At 37.0% G+C, this 16,450-nt stretch carries 21 protein-coding genes and 1 pseudogene; 3 read left to right on the top strand and 19 right to left on the bottom strand.

Annotation, left to right across the window (positions count from 1 at the left end; all coding sequences use genetic code 11):
* Window positions 1–157 precede the first annotated feature (157 nt).
* A complete protein-coding gene (locus NYQ66_RS13495) occupies window positions 158–598 on the bottom strand; it encodes a Dps family protein (RefSeq protein ID WP_259870196.1) in 441 nt (146 codons plus the stop codon).
* Window positions 599–783: 185 nt separating this feature from the next.
* Entirely contained in the window at window positions 784–873 is a 90-nt protein-coding gene (locus tag NYQ66_RS21530) for a hypothetical protein (protein ID WP_407652084.1), read from the bottom strand.
* 250 nt (window positions 874–1,123) lie between these two features.
* On the opposite strand from NYQ66_RS21530, the gene NYQ66_RS13490 reads away from it, so the two are divergent.
* Window positions 1,124–1,714, top strand: coding sequence for a class D sortase (locus NYQ66_RS13490; protein ID WP_272480013.1), 591 nt, complete (start codon window positions 1,124–1,126; stop codon window positions 1,712–1,714).
* Between the two features lie 96 nt (window positions 1,715–1,810).
* Here the strand turns inward: NYQ66_RS13490 and NYQ66_RS13485 are convergent, their stop codons facing one another.
* On the bottom strand, window positions 1,811–2,725 hold the full coding sequence (locus NYQ66_RS13485; protein ID WP_259870195.1) for a ferritin family protein: 915 nt from the start codon (window positions 2,723–2,725) through the stop codon (window positions 1,811–1,813).
* Between the two features lie 229 nt (window positions 2,726–2,954).
* Between NYQ66_RS13485 and NYQ66_RS13480 the strand changes: the two genes are divergently transcribed.
* Both NYQ66_RS13480 and NYQ66_RS13475 read left to right on the top strand, forming a co-directional pair.
* A complete protein-coding gene (locus NYQ66_RS13480; RefSeq protein ID WP_259870194.1) occupies window positions 2,955–3,773 on the top strand; it encodes a cupin domain-containing protein in 819 nt (272 codons plus the stop codon).
* Between the two features lie 204 nt (window positions 3,774–3,977).
* A complete protein-coding gene (locus NYQ66_RS13475; RefSeq protein ID WP_259870192.1) occupies window positions 3,978–4,664 on the top strand; it encodes a DUF421 domain-containing protein in 687 nt (228 codons plus the stop codon).
* Between the two features lie 23 nt (window positions 4,665–4,687).
* Here the strand turns inward: NYQ66_RS13475 and NYQ66_RS13470 are convergent, their stop codons facing one another.
* The 16 genes and pseudogenes from NYQ66_RS13470 to NYQ66_RS13395 form a co-directional block, all read right to left on the bottom strand.
* Entirely contained in the window at window positions 4,688–5,767 is a 1,080-nt protein-coding gene (locus tag NYQ66_RS13470; RefSeq protein ID WP_259870191.1) for a sensor histidine kinase, read from the bottom strand.
* On the bottom strand, window positions 5,757–6,437 hold the full coding sequence (locus NYQ66_RS13465; protein WP_259870190.1) for a response regulator transcription factor: 681 nt from the start codon (window positions 6,435–6,437) through the stop codon (window positions 5,757–5,759). Before NYQ66_RS13465 ends, NYQ66_RS13470 begins: the two co-directional genes overlap by 11 nt.
* Window positions 6,438–6,478: 41 nt before the next feature.
* A complete protein-coding gene (locus NYQ66_RS13460; RefSeq protein ID WP_259870189.1) occupies window positions 6,479–7,108 on the bottom strand; it encodes a peroxiredoxin family protein in 630 nt (209 codons plus the stop codon).
* Between the two features lie 17 nt (window positions 7,109–7,125).
* The gene (locus NYQ66_RS13455) at window positions 7,126–7,869 is read right to left on the bottom strand and encodes a cytochrome c biogenesis CcdA family protein (RefSeq protein WP_259870188.1); all 744 of its coding nucleotides are present in this window, start codon (window positions 7,867–7,869) and stop codon (window positions 7,126–7,128) included.
* A 2-nt stretch (window positions 7,870–7,871) separates the two neighbouring features.
* Entirely contained in the window at window positions 7,872–8,525 is a 654-nt protein-coding gene (locus tag NYQ66_RS13450; RefSeq protein WP_259870187.1) for a hypothetical protein, read from the bottom strand.
* 122 nt (window positions 8,526–8,647) lie between these two features.
* A complete protein-coding gene (locus NYQ66_RS13445) occupies window positions 8,648–9,031 on the bottom strand; it encodes a DUF302 domain-containing protein (RefSeq protein ID WP_259870186.1) in 384 nt (127 codons plus the stop codon).
* Between the two features lie 145 nt (window positions 9,032–9,176).
* Entirely contained in the window at window positions 9,177–9,479 is a 303-nt protein-coding gene (locus tag NYQ66_RS13440) for a rhodanese-like domain-containing protein (RefSeq protein WP_259870185.1), read from the bottom strand.
* Window positions 9,480–9,587: 108 nt separating this feature from the next.
* A pseudogene (locus NYQ66_RS13435) lies at window positions 9,588–9,743 on the bottom strand (sulfurtransferase TusA family protein); the annotation flags it as partial.
* Window positions 9,744–9,960: 217 nt separating this feature from the next.
* Window positions 9,961–11,232, bottom strand: coding sequence for an MFS transporter (locus NYQ66_RS13430; RefSeq protein WP_259870184.1), 1,272 nt, complete (start codon window positions 11,230–11,232; stop codon window positions 9,961–9,963).
* 626 nt (window positions 11,233–11,858) lie between these two features.
* Window positions 11,859–12,635 carry a sulfite exporter TauE/SafE family protein gene (locus NYQ66_RS13425; protein WP_259870183.1) on the bottom strand — a complete coding sequence of 259 codons (777 nt, stop codon included), beginning with the start codon at window positions 12,633–12,635 and terminating at the stop codon, window positions 11,859–11,861.
* Between the two features lie 112 nt (window positions 12,636–12,747).
* A complete protein-coding gene (locus tag NYQ66_RS13420) occupies window positions 12,748–12,975 on the bottom strand; it encodes a sulfurtransferase TusA family protein (protein ID WP_259870182.1) in 228 nt (75 codons plus the stop codon).
* A 76-nt stretch (window positions 12,976–13,051) separates the two neighbouring features.
* Entirely contained in the window at window positions 13,052–14,179 is a 1,128-nt protein-coding gene (locus NYQ66_RS13415; RefSeq protein WP_259870181.1) for an MBL fold metallo-hydrolase, read from the bottom strand.
* A gap of 13 nt (window positions 14,180–14,192) precedes the next feature.
* Window positions 14,193–14,768: a sulfurtransferase TusA family protein gene (locus NYQ66_RS13410; RefSeq protein WP_259870180.1), complete on the bottom strand. Its 576-nt coding sequence runs from the start codon at window positions 14,766–14,768 to the stop codon at window positions 14,193–14,195.
* 51 nt (window positions 14,769–14,819) lie between these two features.
* Window positions 14,820–15,116, bottom strand: coding sequence for a rhodanese-like domain-containing protein (locus NYQ66_RS13405; RefSeq protein WP_259870179.1), 297 nt, complete (start codon window positions 15,114–15,116; stop codon window positions 14,820–14,822).
* A 14-nt stretch (window positions 15,117–15,130) separates the two neighbouring features.
* Window positions 15,131–15,490, bottom strand: a complete 360-nt coding sequence (locus NYQ66_RS13400; RefSeq protein WP_259870178.1) for a rhodanese-like domain-containing protein — start codon at window positions 15,488–15,490, stop codon at window positions 15,131–15,133.
* 50 nt (window positions 15,491–15,540) lie between these two features.
* Window positions 15,541–16,020, bottom strand: coding sequence for a DsrE/DsrF/DrsH-like family protein (locus NYQ66_RS13395; protein ID WP_259870177.1), 480 nt, complete (start codon window positions 16,018–16,020; stop codon window positions 15,541–15,543).
* Between the last annotated feature and the right edge of the window lie 430 nt (window positions 16,021–16,450).

The raw sequence follows: 16,450 nt of genomic DNA, 5'->3' as shown, positions 1-16,450 counted from the left end.
ATACTTAGAAATCGAATTCGTAAATCTATAATACTCCTATAGCAAATAATGTCTAGTGAAAATTAATTTTTTCACGTTCTAGACAAAAAAAAAGCACTTTACTGCTTCTTTTCCAAAAGGCAGAAGTGCTTTTGTTTCAGGCTCAAATCTTCATTTTTTAATTCAAGTACGCTCTAAACATCCAAACATGCTTCTCTAATGACACTCTTATTCCAGTAAACATATCAGCAGTCACTTCATCATTTGTTTCTTCTGCGATATGAATGACATCCTTCGACTCTCCAGTTATGATATCAAAATCATTCACAAGTGATGTAACCATTTCTTGTGGATCCTCGCTACCAGTTGCTTCTTCAATAGAAGCATGATTTAAATAATCCTTTAACGTCGCTAATGGTTTTCCACCAATCGTTAAGATACGCTCAGCGATTTCATCGACATATCCAGCCGCCTCTGTATATAATTCCTCAAATTTCTCATGTAAGGTGAAGAATTCTGGCCCAGTCACATACCAATGATAGTTATGAAGCTTCGTGTAGAGAATATTCCAATTCGCTAACTGCATGTTTAATTCATCAATTAATTGCTTGTTCTCCATTTTAATACACCTCCAAGTTATTCTTCTTTAAATGTAAAGCTACTCGGAGATTTATTCTGTGATTATTATCACAAAAGAATTGTTTAGTTACGTTACATATGTATCCGAATATTTTTCTATTAAAAATTGAAAATACAACCTGTGAATAAAATAGTCCATTGAAATAAGTGAAGGTATGGTAATACCTAGACCTGTAGTAACTGGTAATCCGCCGAATTAAGTTCATAGCCCAAAACATTGCAATAAAAGTCTACTGACTTTTTCAACTCACTCACTGGGAGTCTCAAGCAACAGTACCAATTATATCTGCATTATCCGTTTTTTTACTCACCATATTTTCTAGATTCCCCTTTTCAATAGGTTTTCGTATGCAAGAACATAAATCACTTCAACAAAAAAACCTTAATTCCTGCTTTGTTCAACGCAACATTAAAACTTTTTTCTTCATCAAACTTTCACATTCGTACTCTACTATTATTAATAATTAATTGCTTATTAAAACTTAGAGTAAAGGATGTGGAGAAACTGAAGGCATTTGCGACGATACTTATGATTGGTGGTGCATTATTTCTTATAATTGGTGGCTACCAATTGGTAAACTCGAAAATGGAGCAAAAAGATAGATTAAACGAAGCTAAGGAAGTAATTAATACGACACAGGATGGAAAAGAGGCACCCAATCTCTTACGTGGTGATCCATTTTCTTTTCATCCAAATCAAGGAGAAACGGTAGGGCTTTTAGAAATACCAAGTATAGAAGGAGAACTACCAATCATTGAAGGCACAGATCCAGATGAATTAGAAAAAGGCGTCGGACACTATAGTGGAACAGCTTTTCCAATGCAAGGTGATCAAATTGTCATGTCAGGTCATAGAGATACGGTTTTTCGTAGATTAGGAGACGTACAGATTGGAGATACGATTACCGTGAAGTTACCATACGGTGAAAAGGCGTATGAAATGGTTGATTCTAAAATTGTAGATGCAGACGACCGAACCATTATTGGACCGACTTCCGATGAAGAATTAGTGATTACTACATGCTATCCATTTTCTTATGTTGGAGATGCGCCGGATCGGTACATATTATATGCAAAGCCAGTGGAGAACGAATAAAAAAGATTTACACTTGAATTTTTAGCTGTCGAGGTATCTCCGACAGCTTATTTATTTTGATCAAGACGACTTTTCTACACTTGTGAACAAAAAAAGTTAACCTCTAGCTAATCCTCTCTCAAACGCTGCAAGGTGATTTACCGAGGCATTGCGTAATTGTTGAAAGACAGTTCTCATATCAACAGGTAGTTCATAAGCCAAAAACTTATCATACATCGCAATATTCGCTATTTCTCCTTGCACACCAGCAGCATAGGATGCTTTCAGGCTTTCTGGTGTAGTTACAAAATTTTGCGACATATCTTCTGGTAATGGCACTTGGTACCGTTCAAATAAAGGTAATAATGCGCTTATATGTCTCAGTTCAGCTTGCCTTATTCTTGAAAAGGTTGGAATATCACCAAACGTTCCAAGAATGTTATCATACCTTGCTTGTGCCAAGTATTCATCTTGAAGGGCGTAAGTTAGCATTTGAGGGAATGTCAATGTTGTAGCACTTAATGCTCCTTTCGCTCCATAATTCTCAACTTGACGACTGCCTTTAATGCTATCTGTTGTATTAAAAATGAAATACATAAACCAAACAGCATGATTTTGTTCGTCTGCTGCCGCACGTCGAAATCTATCTTTAATATGAGGATCTTGCGCTTGATCTGCTATATCTAAATAAAAATCAACTGCTCCTTGTTCATCCTTAAAAGCAAAATCGATTCCTGCTCTATACTTTTGGGGACATTCCTCAATTATTGTATAGCTAGGTTGTTGACCTGTTAAATTTCCATAAATATTACTGAACTCGTCCAAATGTCGTTTTTCATCTTGTTGTATCTCAATTATCTTTTCCTTTACATCCATTGTAGGTGCCACCTTGGCTAAATGCTCATAACAAATAATTGCACTATACTCTGCGTTAATCGCTTTCTGAAAATCACTGACAAGTAGATTGTCATTATCCATTCGATAAGCATTATATATTGTACCCTGATGATTTAAATTGTAATTTGAATACATGATTGTCCTCCTTCTGTTTAATTCTCAACTTATTTTATGCTTAACGTATAGGTTACTGTGCATAGTGCATTCTAGTTCAGGGTCAGGATGACTTTTTTGAAGAAGGGTGTTACTTTTAAACAATCCAACCAGTTGGTTAAAAAATTCATAAAATAAGTGAAGTTTAAGTACATCGCCGTTACAAGTGCATACGATAATTTTGTAGAACTTGTGAAGGGATTGAGAAAAAATGTACTATGTTCCATATACGTATCCATGTCAATATCAATATCCGTATTATGCGAATGCACCAATGCAATATCATGAAAGACAGCCTATGTACGGGGCTTATCCTAATGAGGTAGGGAAAACAAACAGTGGTTTTAGATATTCAAATACTAATGGCGCCGTTCCTTTAAGAGATTATGGACCAAATCCATTTGTGATTGATATCAATCAAGCAACACTGCAAAACGATACGTTTCGAACCGCTTTGTGGACAGGGAAACATTTACAACTGACTTTAATGAATATCGGTGTTGGGGAAGATATTGGTTTGGAGATGCACCCTAATCTTGACCAATTCTTACGTGTTGAACAAGGTCAGGGAATTGTTCGCATGGGGAAAAATAAAGATAATTTAAACTTCGAAAGAAATGTCTATGATGATTCAGTAATCATTATACCTGCTGGAATGTGGCATAATCTAACCAATACAGGTAATACACCTATAAAACTTTACTCGATTTACGCTCCACCTAATCATCCATTCGGTACCGTTCACGTTACCAAAGCAGATGCAATGGCTGCGGAGGAAGGACACGGCAATGAAAATACAAATGTATTTGGAAAGACTCCAGATGAATGGGTGCAGCACACGGAATTTTTAGTAAAAGAAGGATTAGAGGACGTCGAAAGAGGCATTAATGCAACACATATCCTTCAAGAATTCGTGCTAATGGGGGTTCTTGTCGGAAAAGGTTATACTCCTGAAAAAGCCTATGAAACAGTCGAAGAATGGGAACGTACAGGAGAATCCAAACTTCTTCAGCAAAGTAAAAATATGTAGAAATAAAATGTAGGTATAAACATGAGGGGGCTGTCAGATGACAACTCCCTTATTTGAATTGACTTCTTACACAGTAGTTGTTGATGAAGTGAGTTGCCAAACTGGCAATCCCTTTTGATGCATATCTAAATCTATAAAATAAAACATGTATAACAATAATCCTAGAGGAGATAATGGTGATAAAAATTTGGAAAGGGTGGAAATATGAATAGTTATCTTTCAACTGCGATAGAATTATTATTCGGATTTCTACTTCTATTATTAATCATAAAGATTCTAGGAAAAACACAATTTTCCCAAATCACTCCGTTTGATTTTATATCTGCTTTAATTTTAGGTGAATTGGTAGGGAATGCTGCATATGATGATGGGGTTAAGCTAGGTCAAATAACCTTTGCCATTTTATTTTGGGGGATGTTAATTTACATGATTGAATGGATTACACAAAAGTATAAAGGCACACGTAAGCTTCTTGAAGGTGAACCGAACATTGTCATCCATAAAGGTCAAATAAAGTTTGATGCTCTAAAGAAAGTAAAATTAGACATCAATGCATTACAAAGTTTAATAAGACAACAAGGGTACTTCACTATTCAAGAAGTGGACTACGCTATAGTGGAGACAAATGGCATGATTAGTGTTCTTCCCAAATCTGACTATGATACTCCTAAAAACAAAGATTTAAATCTCGTAACGAAACCGGCTTCTTTACCAATAACCCTCATTCTTGATGGAGAAGTAATCCTTGATAATTTAAAAGAACTCGGTCTTGGTGAAAAGTGGCTAAAAGATCAACTAGCAATGCAAAGTATCAAGGAATATAAAGAAGTATTGTTTGCTGAATGGATTCCCAACATGCCTGTATATGTGATGAGGTATGAAAAGGGATGAAGCAATTAAAGATTAAATTTTAACTACTCTTCCTTAGGTAACGTAAAAGCAAACGTATGATCATTCCCATTGGAACTCAACCAGATATCTCCACCATGACTCTGAACTATTTCCTTAGATATCGCTAGACCTAATCCGACTCCACCCGTAGAACGGTTACGCGAACCATCAACACGGTAAAAACGATCAAATATTTTATGATGATCTGCTTCAGGAATTGCTGTACCTTTGCCACTCACGGAAACTTTATACTTTTTGTTAGAGACATCTCCCCGTACTGTTATAGCACTCGAACCTATATTATAACGAATTGCATTTTCCAATAAGTTGCTCATCACTTGCAATACTGCTTCTCGATTAATGACAACAACTCCACTTTCTAATTCAACGTTTACTACAATACCTGCTTTTTCTAATGACCAGTGACACATATCAACAGACTGCTCAATAAGTCTCACTATTTCTACTCGATCCTTCTCAAACAAAACTTGGTTTGACACATAATCCCATTCTTTTAAATGCTCTAATTGCTCAACCATATTGGTTAGTCGTTTCGCTTCATCATGAAGCGCCTGATACAACTTCTCATCCCCAGTTACTACACCTTTTTGTAAGGCGTAAAGGTAACCATTCAAGTTGGATAACGGCGTCCTGAATTCATGAGATATATCAGTTACAAGCTTATCTTTATGTTGCTGATTTATTTTCAACTGCTTGACCAAATCATTAAAATGGCCTATTAATTGACCTGTCTCATCCTTGTTATTCACTTCTAATGGGCCAGGATATTCTCCGCGTTTCATTTTCTTTGTAGATTCAATCAGCTCTCTTAACGGGTGAATCATTTTTCTAGTTAAATAAAAATGAACAATACTTCCGGTAACAATTGTAATTACACTAAAAATCCATAAATATTGAAACAACGTCGCATTGAATTGTGATTGTTGACTAGCATTCATCGGTAACATGCCCTCTGCAAGTACGCAAGCCGTATTATAAATCGCCCAGCTACTTATAGCGATAAAAGAGGATACAATTAAGCCATTTACTAAAGTTAACCTCCATAAAAACTGTTTTGGTAGTCCTTTAAATCTATTTAACAAATTTATACCCCATCCCACGAACAGTACAAATTCTTCTTGGATTTGCAGGTTGATCCTCTATCTTCTCTCTTATCTTTTTTATGTGGGCATCAATAGTTCGGTCCATTACGGTATTATCCTTATATGGATATAGTTGATCAATAAGCTGCTCTCTTGTTATGACGATGTTTGGGTTCTCCATAAAATAATAGAGTAATAGAAACTCATGCTTGGTCAACTTAATCACTTGATCATACAGTAAAACCTCACCTTTTCTGGGCTTTATACATAAACCACCGTAAACAATTTTTTGACAAAATTGACCGGTTCTCCGCAGAACTGCTTCTACATGGGCCACAAGTTCATCTGGATCAAACGGCTTTGTCAAATATCCATCTGCACCAATCTTTAACCCGTTAATTTTGTCCTCTATTCTTACTTTGGCAGAAACCATAATAATAGAAACTTCATTCCGCTCTTGCTCTCGAACCCATTTACAGAAATCTTCACCACTTATTATAGGAAGCATTAAGTCCAGTACAATTAAGCAAGGATGATGGGTTAAAAATAGATGTTTAGCGCTGTCTCCATCAGCAGCCTCGACTACCTCATATCCTGCTTTCTCTAAGTAAATGGAAATAAGTTTCCTAATCATTTCATCATCTTCAACCACTAAGATTGTTTGCTTCATTAGACCACCTCGCTTCCTTTCATTGTAATTTAGAATTAATGTTAATTCATATTATCTAGCTCCTGAACCATCATTTCATAGTTCATCGGACCAAACGCCTTATATTGAATAACGCCATTTGAATCAATCATATAGGATGTCGGAATTGGTCGGATCGCATAATTTGTCGCAACTTCTAAATCTTCATCTAAAAGAATAGGAAACGTTAACTCAAAATCTTTCACAAAATCTTCCACATCTTGCATACTGCCCTCTGTTTGTGCCAAATTAACTGCTAAGATGGCTACATCTTGATTTTCATAAAACTTTTGCATATCAGGCATTTCCGCACGACAAGGTGGGCACCAAGTAGCCCAAAAGTTTAACATCACATTTTGACCACGAAAATCTGACAGCTTAATCGTTTCCCCAGCAAGCGTTTCTAATTCAAAATCTGGAGCCAGATTTCCAACTTCTAGTCCTTCATTTTCATACTTTTCTTCAGACGTTTCATTTGGATTTCCCTGTTGCTCCGTATCCGTTTCTTCACTTTCCTCGACAGATGTAAATACTTGGGCTGACTCCTCTTCTTGTGCCTTTTCAGAATTAGCATTATCCGACTTAGCAACAAGGGCATAAATTGCGTAACCAAACATTCCTACTAATACGAAGACTATTATCATTTTTTTCATTGTGACACCTCCACGAATTATCCTAAGTTTGACAACCAACTATCCTGTACTAGACGAAGCAAGAAATTAGATAGCTTTGCCATCTGTCCAGTAAATAACAACACACCCATCATAATCATAACTACTCCACCGACCTTCATGATTTTTCCACTATGACGCACTAACCCTTTTATTGAACCCAAGAAAAAGGTAAGCACTAGAAATGGAAGGGCAAAACCAATCACATACACAATTGTGTACAATGCACCTTGTGTTGGGTTACTTCCCGCAACAACTAGTATGGAAGCGAAAATCGGCCCAATACACGGTGTCCAACCAGCAGCAAAACCCATTCCCACAAAAATCGTACCAATGTAGCCTACTGGTTTTTTAGCGAAACGAAAACGTTTCTCTTTCATTAATCCTTTGAATTGAAGCCATCCAGCCACAAATAATCCCATGAATATAATGAAAATCCCTGCAATCCTTTGTAGAAACAGTCCGGATTGGCCTGATAATATACTTTGGATCCACTGGCCTAATAAAGACACACCTATACCCAAACTTATGAAGATCATGGAAACACCTAAAAGAAAAAATAGCGCATGAATTAATAATTTCCCGCGAACTCTTGTATCTTGATTATCTTGAATCTCCTTTACACTCATTCCAGTAATGTACGAAAGATAAGCTGGAAAAATAGGTAGTGTACATGGAGAGAGAAAAGACAGCATACCCGCTCCAAGTGCGATCCATATTGTAAGATCCGCAACTGCAGTCATTATTACACCTTCTTTCTAAAAATAAATAACAGAACGCCACTTACCATAATAAGAGAATAAAAGAATAAGCTTACATTAAATTGAAAAACAGTTGTTCCTATAACTAATTTCAACAAAAGTTGTCCCAAACCCCATCCTACTAATAAGATGGACGTCATAGTCACGATGGAATACTTCTCCTGCAGAAACAAAATAATAAATAAAAGAACAATCAGTACACCTAAGTATCCCCATGTTCGACTGTGCTGCCCTGAGATGATTTGCACAAACTCATTAATAAAAGAGGCAGTCAGAAAAACACAAATCCATGCATAGAGGATCGGTGTCCATTCTACCTGTTTTCGAATGTACTTAAACCAGACATATATAATTGTAAATACTAGACCAATATAAAGTGCATTTGAATCACTAGGATAGGCAAGAATAGCAATTGGATCTTTGATGAATGTTGCAAATCCTAACAAGATTTTCCCAATCCATAACGAAAATATAAACGTAATGAGAATGTTTCCTACTTGATCCACATGTTGCTTCGCTTCCATTTTCGGGAAAGGACTTGTAAACCGATAAAAAATAATTGCTACAATAAAACTAACTAGTGTTACTACCAATGAACTCTTAATAACGAGCGGGCCAATTAGCCAAGCAGATGGCATGAAGACATGCCCCCTTTCTTTGTAATTTTATTATAAGCATGTAATGTGAAAGTTTTATGAAAGCGAAAGTAAAAAATAGAACGACAATAAGGATTACTCCTTGCCGTTCTATCATCATACTTCTAAATACTTTTGTCGATACAAGCAATTAGTCGATTTTCGATATCAGCTGCAAATTCTTTTAATGTCTTATCCTCAACCATTTGAATTAATGCTGTCGGTCTTGGCATACCAATTTTTGTTTTACCCCCATCATCATAGACTACAATTTTACAAGGTAAAAAGTAACCTACCATCTGATTTTGCGATAAAACGCGTTCAGCTTCGACAGGGTTACAAACCTCAAGAACCATATAGTCTTGATTGAAATCTAGTCCTTTTTCTTGTAATTTCCCCTTTATATCAAATTGCCAAAGAACACCAAACTTTTCTTCCTTTAAGCTTTCTTCTAATGCCTGTATGGCATCGTTCATGCTTTTATCTGTTTCAATGGTATAATGAAACATTTTTCACCTCCTCAAAATAATTTAGAAGTAATGGAAAACAACACAAATACTGCTCCTACCAGGAACATTAATTTTTGTGAAGGTCATAAGCTCTTCCATAGGTTCCCTAACTGCTTTTTCATATCCTCTCTCCTTCACCACAAGCTTACCGTTCCAATTCTCCTTTGTATTCCTGCATGCCACCAACCATATTTTCCGCTTCAAATCCTAGGGCAGTTAAAATCCCACAAGCTGCCTTACTTCGATTGCCTGAACGGCACACAACCGTGTAGGCTTTGTCTTTTTCTAGTTCAGCTTTTCTTATTGCCAAATGACCAAGGGGAATATGCTTCGCTCTAGGAATCTTCCCTTCTGCAACTTCATCATTCTCCCGAACATCTAGAACATGAATTTTCTCTTTTTGTTTTATACGATCAGATACTTCCTCAGGTGTAACTTGTTTCGGCATTCGCTTTCCTTCTTTCCTTCATCGTTCATGACATTGTCATAGACAAACACTCAGACAAAGATGTTACATTGCTACATGGGATAAGAGGACCTTTATTTGTCCTCTCCCTTACCCTTTTTTAATCCAAAACTTTAATACATCGCCTTCTTCTGTATCCTGTAATAATTCATGTCCACCTGATTTAGCCCAGGCCGTTAAGTCACTTTTAACCCCTTTATCCGTAGCATGAACCTCTAAAATATCCCCAGAACTCAATTCGTTTATATTATCTCCTACTGTTTTGAATTTATCACATCAATATACCTATACCACTAAAGGTATAGATAATAACATAAAATAATACCCTTAACAATAGAAGAATAGGGGTTTTCTATTGTTAATCTTTTGTCGGTATTTTTGTTTGATTATTTTCCAAGCGTTCATTACCTGTCACTTTTACTCCTAGTATTTTGCTTTTTGTAAGTGTTAATACCTAGGTTGCTTAATTGTTACGTAAAGCCATAAATACTACTGGAACGAGTATCAATGAAAGAATCCCACCACCAAGTGATAAGACAGTAAAACTTGAATGCGCAACAACAATTCCTGCCAACGCTCCCCCAGAGGCTCCCGCAAGAGCAATGAACACATCCGCAGCACCTTGTGTTTTAGCACGTTTCGATGGTGGCGTTGCATCTACAATAAGTGCTGTTCCGCTGATTAAGCCAAAGTTCCACCCTAACCCTAGCAAGGCTAACGCAATAGTAAGGACAACGAGAGAATCGGTTGGTGCAAAAGCTGCTAGAGCACCCGCTACTAATAAAGTAGCTCCTGAAGTGATAGCCATAATCTTACGACCAAATTTGTCAACAAGCATTCCAGTTACAAGAGAAGGAAGATACATGGCTCCAATATGAATACCAATGATGAGTCCTACTTGATTTAAACCATGGCCATGATCTCCCATATGAACAGGTGTCATTGTCATAACTGCAACCATCACGATTTGTGTTACAACCATAATGGTTGTCCCAGCAATAACTCCACGTTTATTTATTGGTTGTATTTCGGTATTTTTGCCTATCCTATCTTCCTGTTGATTTTGTCTCCTGATTGCTATTGCTTCTGCAACCTTAAGAGGATCAGGTCGTAATAATATGAAAATCATTAATCCCGCAAGTATGAACGCTACACCAGCTAATATAAAAGGGCCCGCCAGTGCAGGTACGCCAATAGACAAAGCAAATTCACCCATGACATCCACTAAGATCGGACCTGCAACCGCACCGAATGTCGTTGCAACCAATGCTATACTTACCGCCGTTCCCCTTTGCTTCGAAGTAGCTAAATCCGTTCCTGCATAGCGAGCTTGTAAATTAGTAGCCGTTCCTGCACCATAGATGAATAAGGAAACAAACAATAGAATGACGTTGTTTGTGATTGCCGCAATGACTACTGTAAGGGCGCCAATCCCACCGGTTATGAAGCCAATTGCAAGTCCTGGTCGACGACCAAACCGATGCGATAAATTTCCTACAAGTAGGGCAGCACCTGCTGATCCTAATGTGAACAACGCGATCGGAATACCGGCAAAACTGTCTGCGCCTAACATGTCCTCTGCTAGCAAGGCACCCACTGTGATACCAGCTGCAAGACCTGCCCCACCAAAGATCTGTGCAATAACTATAACGATTAATGTTCTTTTATATAATTGTTGTTGTTTAATAGGATCATCTACATAATCTTGGATCTTCGTATTTATCGAATTACTCATGCTGACCTCCTATCTAGATTTATTTAATAGTATTTTATACGCCCCTACATACCCCTATAGGTATTATAGAGTTAAAATATATGCATTGCAACCTAAGAACCTCAAAAAGCGTATTCCTATCACCCTGTACATTGTTATTTTTATTGATTAATCTATTGCATAGGTATGAGATTGATTACTGAAAAAGAAAAATAAGGATAGAGATAAAACAGATAATAACGAAGAATTTATAGAATGGGATACAAAAAAGCTGAAGCCATCCCCTAAAAGGTTAGCTTCAGCTTTTCATTCATACTTTTAGAACACGAAACTGTCCATCACCGAACAATTCCTTCGTATAATCAACTTTACCATTGTCAAAATAGATCGCATCCCTTTCACTTACTAAAAATTGAATGCCATCTAGTTCCGTAATTTCATCATTTTCTGAAGCTGACTCTTCCAGAGCCAGACGAAGTTGTGGGCCACCTCAGCCAATTCCCATTGTTAATCGAACGAAGGGTTTTTTGCCTTCATCTATAACCGGTTGAACTTCTTCTTTAATCTTAGAAATTGCCGATTCCGTTACTTTTACCATATTTATTCCTCCCTGATCGCATACGATCCTTTATAGTTTTTTCTGTGTATTACAAAATATCCATCCATATTTTAATAGCAGTAGCAGCTATTAAGGTCGCCAATATCACTTGTAATACTTTGGTATTCACCTTTTTTCCTGCCATCGCACCGAGTGGTGATGCAATAAGACTAGCTACAATCATAATCGCAGCAGGAAGATATTCAATTTGCCCTGTTGTTATTTTTCCAACTGTTGCACCAATTGATGATATAAACGTGATTGCAAGTGATGAAGCAATCGTCATTCGAGTTGGAATCTTAAGCACAACGAGCATAATCGGTACAAGTAAAAATGCACCGGCAGCTCCTACGATACCCGCACCAACACCCACAATAAGCGCAAGTATTGCTGCAACCCACTTGTTAAATTTCACTTGATCAAATGGGATATCATCAATTCCCTTTTTTGGAACAAACATCATGATAGCAGCAATCAATGCTAATATACCATAAGTTAGATTTATTCCGCCTTCAGAAAGCATCTTGGAGCCATACCCTCCAACAAAACTACCAATTAATATACTTGTACCCATATAAGCAATTAATGTTTTATTGAGATATCCACCTTTACGGTATGCCCATACCCCTCCAATTGTAGCAAAAAACACTTGAATAGCGCTAATTCCTGATACTTCGTGTGCTGTGAATGCTGCTAAACCAAATAATGGAGGGATATATAAAAGCATTGGATATTTAATAATAGATCCGCCGATACCTAGCATTCCAGAAATATATGAGCCGACAAAGCCAATTAAAAATATAGTAATGATGAATGCAAAGTCCATACTTCTCCTCCTATCTAAGAAAAGGAGGCTCACCAAACGGGCAGGCTTTTCACACTTGTTAGCGTGCATATTAAGCCCTTTATCCCTTTTGACGAGCCCACATCCTTATGGATTAACCCTTTTTAATCCAAAACTTGAAGACTTCATTTTCTTCGGTATCTTTTAGTAGTTCATGACCACCAGATTTTGCCCATGCTGTTAAATCACTTTTTGCACCTTTATCTGTTGCATGCACTTCTAAAATTTGTCCAGGTTCTAATTCATTGATTGCCTTCTTTGTTCTAACGATTGGCATAGGACACGCCAATCCTTTTGCATCTAATACTTTTGTTACGTCCATTTTTCATCCTCCTATTTTTCAACGAATTTCTATTAAGCTCTGGTGGTAGAAAATCTAAATTCCCACCCCATTGTTATTATCTAACTGCACAACGGTTTGGTCCGATCTCCATTTCGCGTTGTTTTTCTTCTTCTGGCGTAATTTTCCCCATATTTGTTTCACGAATTTCTTGATATGCATTCGGTTGTGGTGGTAAGTTCTCTGTTACTAGTCTTCTGAACTCCGCCTCATCGTCAATGTTTAGACCATGGTTTTTTACAAAAAGTGTACCTAGTTTCTCAGCAACACTTCCGTCTTCATTTAACTCATCAATAATCATAAAGTGAGCTGGAAGTACGACTAATTCTCCCGATAGCTCTCTGTAACGTGTATATAAGCTTTCTCTTAAATCGCCAACCCAATCCTCTGCTTTCCCAGCTAGGTCAGGTCTTCCGATTGAGTCAATGAATAGGATATCCCCAGATAATAAGAACTTCTCATCCACAACAAAGGAAGTAGAACCAATCGTGTGTCCAGGTGAATATAATGCATGAATATCAATAGCTGTATTACCGATCGTTACAACGTTTCCACCTTCTAATGTCGCATAGTCAAAAGTAACTTCTTCTGCATCTTTCGGCGGTAGCCAATACGTTGTATTTGTTTTCTCCGCAATACTTCTTCCGCCAGAGATGTGGTCTGCATGTAAGTGTGTGTCTAATACGTTCGTGATTTTCGCACCTTTAGATTCTGCAAAGTTTAGGAAAACATCTGTCATACGGGTAGCATCGATAATTGCTGCTTCCCCATTTGAAATAACCATGTAAGACAAGCAACCTTTTCCAATACGGACAAATTGATACAATTCGCCACCGTCTTTTAAGTCACCTACTTTAACCGGTTCTAAGTGTTCACTCCACGACTTCATACCACCTTTAAGGTAGGAAACAGTTAAGCCTTCTTCTGCAAGCATTTCTGCTACCATCACAGATGAGCCTTCTTTCGCACAAACAACTAAGACTTCTTTGTCAGAAGGGATTTTCTCCATTATTCCTTCTACACCATCTAGTAATTCAAAATAAGGAATGTTGAAGTAATCAAAGTTATCTCCTTCGATCTTCCAATCTGCAAAAGCATCTTCATTACGAACGTCTAAGATAAATAACGCATCTTTGTTAATTACTTTTTTTGCTACTTCTCCTGCTGTCATTACATTTACAGTCATTTAAAATACCTCCTTATTTTCCAATACTTGTTGTCTCGCCGTTCCATTCGCTCATACCTGGAACTACGTTAATAACGTTAGAAAAGCCTAATTCCGTTAATTTTTGTGCAGCCATGTCACTTCTACTTCCCGTACGGCAGACCACATAGATTTCAGCTGCTTTATCTAACTCATTTGCTCGCGCTTCTAACTCACCTAGTGGAATACTAATTGATTTTTTTATGTGATTAAAAGCATATTCTGCTTCTTCTCTCACATCTAGTACAACGATATTTTCATTCGCATGTAGCTTGTTTTGAAATTCTTCATTATTAGCAACATTCGGATGTTTTCTTTCGGCTTTTTCCTCATCATTTGACTTTCGGATATAATGCTTTAACACATCGCCATCTTCAATCGTACCTAAATACTGATGTCCTGAGCTCTTTGCCCATGCTTCCATATCCGCTTTTGAGCCTTTATCTGTTGCTTGCACTTCCACTACTTGACCTGCTTCTACATCCTTCATTGCCTTTTTTGTTTTAACAATTGGCATTGGGCACGCTAAGCCTTTTGCATCCAACACCATGTTCGATTTCACTTGTTCCATCTATAGCCCTCCTCTATATACCAATAGGGGTATATTTGTTTTCAAAAAATTTTACGCTAATTCGCCTTCCCACGCTAACATACCACCAGTCATGTTAATGACCTTATAACCTTGCTCTATTAAGAACTGACACGCATTCCCACTTCTTCCTCCAGAACGACAAACCATAATATACTCCTGAGACTTATCTAATTCATCTAATCGATTTGGTAATGAACCCAGTGCAATGTGTTTCGCTCCTGGAATAACGCCAGTTGCAACTTCCTCATCTTTACGTACATCAATGATATTTCTTGGTTTATTTTCTTCTACTAATTGTTGTACTTCTTTTGCTGATAATTCCTTCATTATAATCCCTCCATTTATCTCCAGGCACTCATGCCGCCTTTTACATTTGTTACGTTATACCCTAATTTTTTTAGGATCTTACTTGCTTTTTGACTTCTCATACCACTGTGACAAATAACCACTACTTCTTTATCTTTAACTAATGCTTTTGTTGCTTGGTCAGCAAGTGTATGCAGAGGTATATTTTTAAACCCTTTAATATTGTTTCCCTTGAACTCTCCAGGTGTACGAACATCTACAAATTGCTTGTCTTTATCTTTTAGTTCATTCTTCAGTTCAGTAGTTGTTATGTTACGAACCCCTTTTGTTGGAACCATTCGTTTAAATAAGAAGAAAAAGAGTAGTGCCATTAAAATGTAATTCATATATTCCATTTGACTTCCTCCTAATCGGATAAGGGGAGTGTGCCCACCGCTTCATTTTATTAGATAAATAAGTTCACGTTACCGTCTTCTGCATCACCAAGATATGCTGCTACGCCTGCATAATCGATGTTGTCTAACAATTCTTCTTTTTGTAAACCTAATAGATCCATTGTCATCGTACAAGCTACTAATTTAACATCTTGTTCTTGTGCCATTTCAATTAGACTTGGTAAGCTCATTGCATTGTGCTTTTTCATAACACCTTTAATCATTTTTGGCCCCATACCAGCAAAGTGCATTTTAGATAATCCCATCTTGTCTGCACCTCTTGGCATCATCTTGCCAAACATCTTTTCCATAAATCCTTTTTTCACTTGAATATTTTCATCTTTACGTAATGCATTTAGTCCCCAGAATGTGTGGAAAATGGTTACCTCATGATCATAAGCTGCAGCACCATTTGCAATAATGTAAGCTGCCATCGCTTTATCGTAATCTCCACTAAACAATACAATTATTGTTTTCTTTGTTTCTGACATATCTGAATCCCCCTATATAATTAATTTTAAAATTTTTACATCTATACTCATACCCGCACAGGTATATAATATAGTAAAAATAAAAGGCAATGTCAATCACGATCATCGCACTAAAGTTTTTATTCCATTTGGTTGAATAACTCAACATCACCCAGTTTATACCCTTAGGGGTATATTGTCAACTCTATTATGAGTTTTTTTTATGGATAGGATGCTTATTTCTTTTTAGACTTCATCTTGGAACAAAAATAATAAACGAATCCGATGTAAGCGGCTGTGAGATCCCTTATTCTTCTGTTTTAACCCAATTTTGAATTTAAGCGGCTATACAGTACGCTATTCTAACAAATTGCCAACAAAATCAGGATAATCAAGACATATAACGGATCTGATGACCGCTAAAATCATATAATGATAGATTTTAGTCAAA

Origin of the sequence: Aquibacillus koreensis, assembly GCF_025154055.1 — a bacterium.
Taxonomy (GTDB): domain Bacteria; phylum Bacillota; class Bacilli; order Bacillales; family Amphibacillaceae; genus Aquibacillus_C; species Aquibacillus_C koreensis.
The sequence above is the reverse complement of the archived record's forward strand: the minus strand, read 5'-3'. Positions and strand labels throughout refer to the sequence as shown.

Excerpts from the sequence above, each read along its gene's own strand:
- NYQ66_RS13465 (WP_259870190.1), bottom strand. The coding sequence starts at position 6,437 with ATGAAGCAAACAATCTTAGTGGTTGAAGATGATGAAATGATTAGGAAA.
- NYQ66_RS13405 (WP_259870179.1), bottom strand. The coding sequence starts at position 15,116 with ATGAAGGAATTATCAGCAAAAGAAGTACAACAATTAGTAGAAGAAAAT.
- NYQ66_RS13440 (WP_259870185.1), bottom strand. The coding sequence starts at position 9,479 with ATGCCGAAACAAGTTACACCTGAGGAAGTATCTGATCGTATAAAACAA.
- NYQ66_RS13480 (WP_259870194.1), top strand. The coding sequence starts at position 2,955 with ATGTACTATGTTCCATATACGTATCCATGTCAATATCAATATCCGTAT.
- NYQ66_RS13460 (WP_259870189.1), bottom strand. The coding sequence starts at position 7,108 with ATGAAAAAAATGATAATAGTCTTCGTATTAGTAGGAATGTTTGGTTAC.
- NYQ66_RS13475 (WP_259870192.1), top strand. The coding sequence starts at position 3,978 with ATGAATAGTTATCTTTCAACTGCGATAGAATTATTATTCGGATTTCTA.
- NYQ66_RS13410 (WP_259870180.1), bottom strand. The coding sequence starts at position 14,768 with ATGGAACAAGTGAAATCGAACATGGTGTTGGATGCAAAAGGCTTAGCG.
- NYQ66_RS13450 (WP_259870187.1), bottom strand. The coding sequence starts at position 8,525 with ATGCCATCTGCTTGGCTAATTGGCCCGCTCGTTATTAAGAGTTCATTG.
- NYQ66_RS13430 (WP_259870184.1), bottom strand. The coding sequence starts at position 11,232 with ATGAGTAATTCGATAAATACGAAGATCCAAGATTATGTAGATGATCCT.
- NYQ66_RS13495 (WP_259870196.1), bottom strand. The coding sequence starts at position 598 with ATGGAGAACAAGCAATTAATTGATGAATTAAACATGCAGTTAGCGAAT.
- NYQ66_RS13395 (WP_259870177.1), bottom strand. The coding sequence starts at position 16,020 with ATGTCAGAAACAAAGAAAACAATAATTGTATTGTTTAGTGGAGATTAC.
- NYQ66_RS13400 (WP_259870178.1), bottom strand. The coding sequence starts at position 15,490 with ATGGAATATATGAATTACATTTTAATGGCACTACTCTTTTTCTTCTTA.
- NYQ66_RS13415 (WP_259870181.1), bottom strand. The coding sequence starts at position 14,179 with ATGACTGTAAATGTAATGACAGCAGGAGAAGTAGCAAAAAAAGTAATT.
- NYQ66_RS13420 (WP_259870182.1), bottom strand. The coding sequence starts at position 12,975 with ATGGACGTAACAAAAGTATTAGATGCAAAAGGATTGGCGTGTCCTATG.
- NYQ66_RS13455 (WP_259870188.1), bottom strand. The coding sequence starts at position 7,869 with ATGACTGCAGTTGCGGATCTTACAATATGGATCGCACTTGGAGCGGGT.
- NYQ66_RS13425 (WP_259870183.1), bottom strand. The coding sequence starts at position 12,635 with ATGGACTTTGCATTCATCATTACTATATTTTTAATTGGCTTTGTCGGC.
- NYQ66_RS13445 (WP_259870186.1), bottom strand. The coding sequence starts at position 9,031 with ATGTTTCATTATACCATTGAAACAGATAAAAGCATGAACGATGCCATA.
- NYQ66_RS13485 (WP_259870195.1), bottom strand. The coding sequence starts at position 2,725 with ATGTATTCAAATTACAATTTAAATCATCAGGGTACAATATATAATGCT.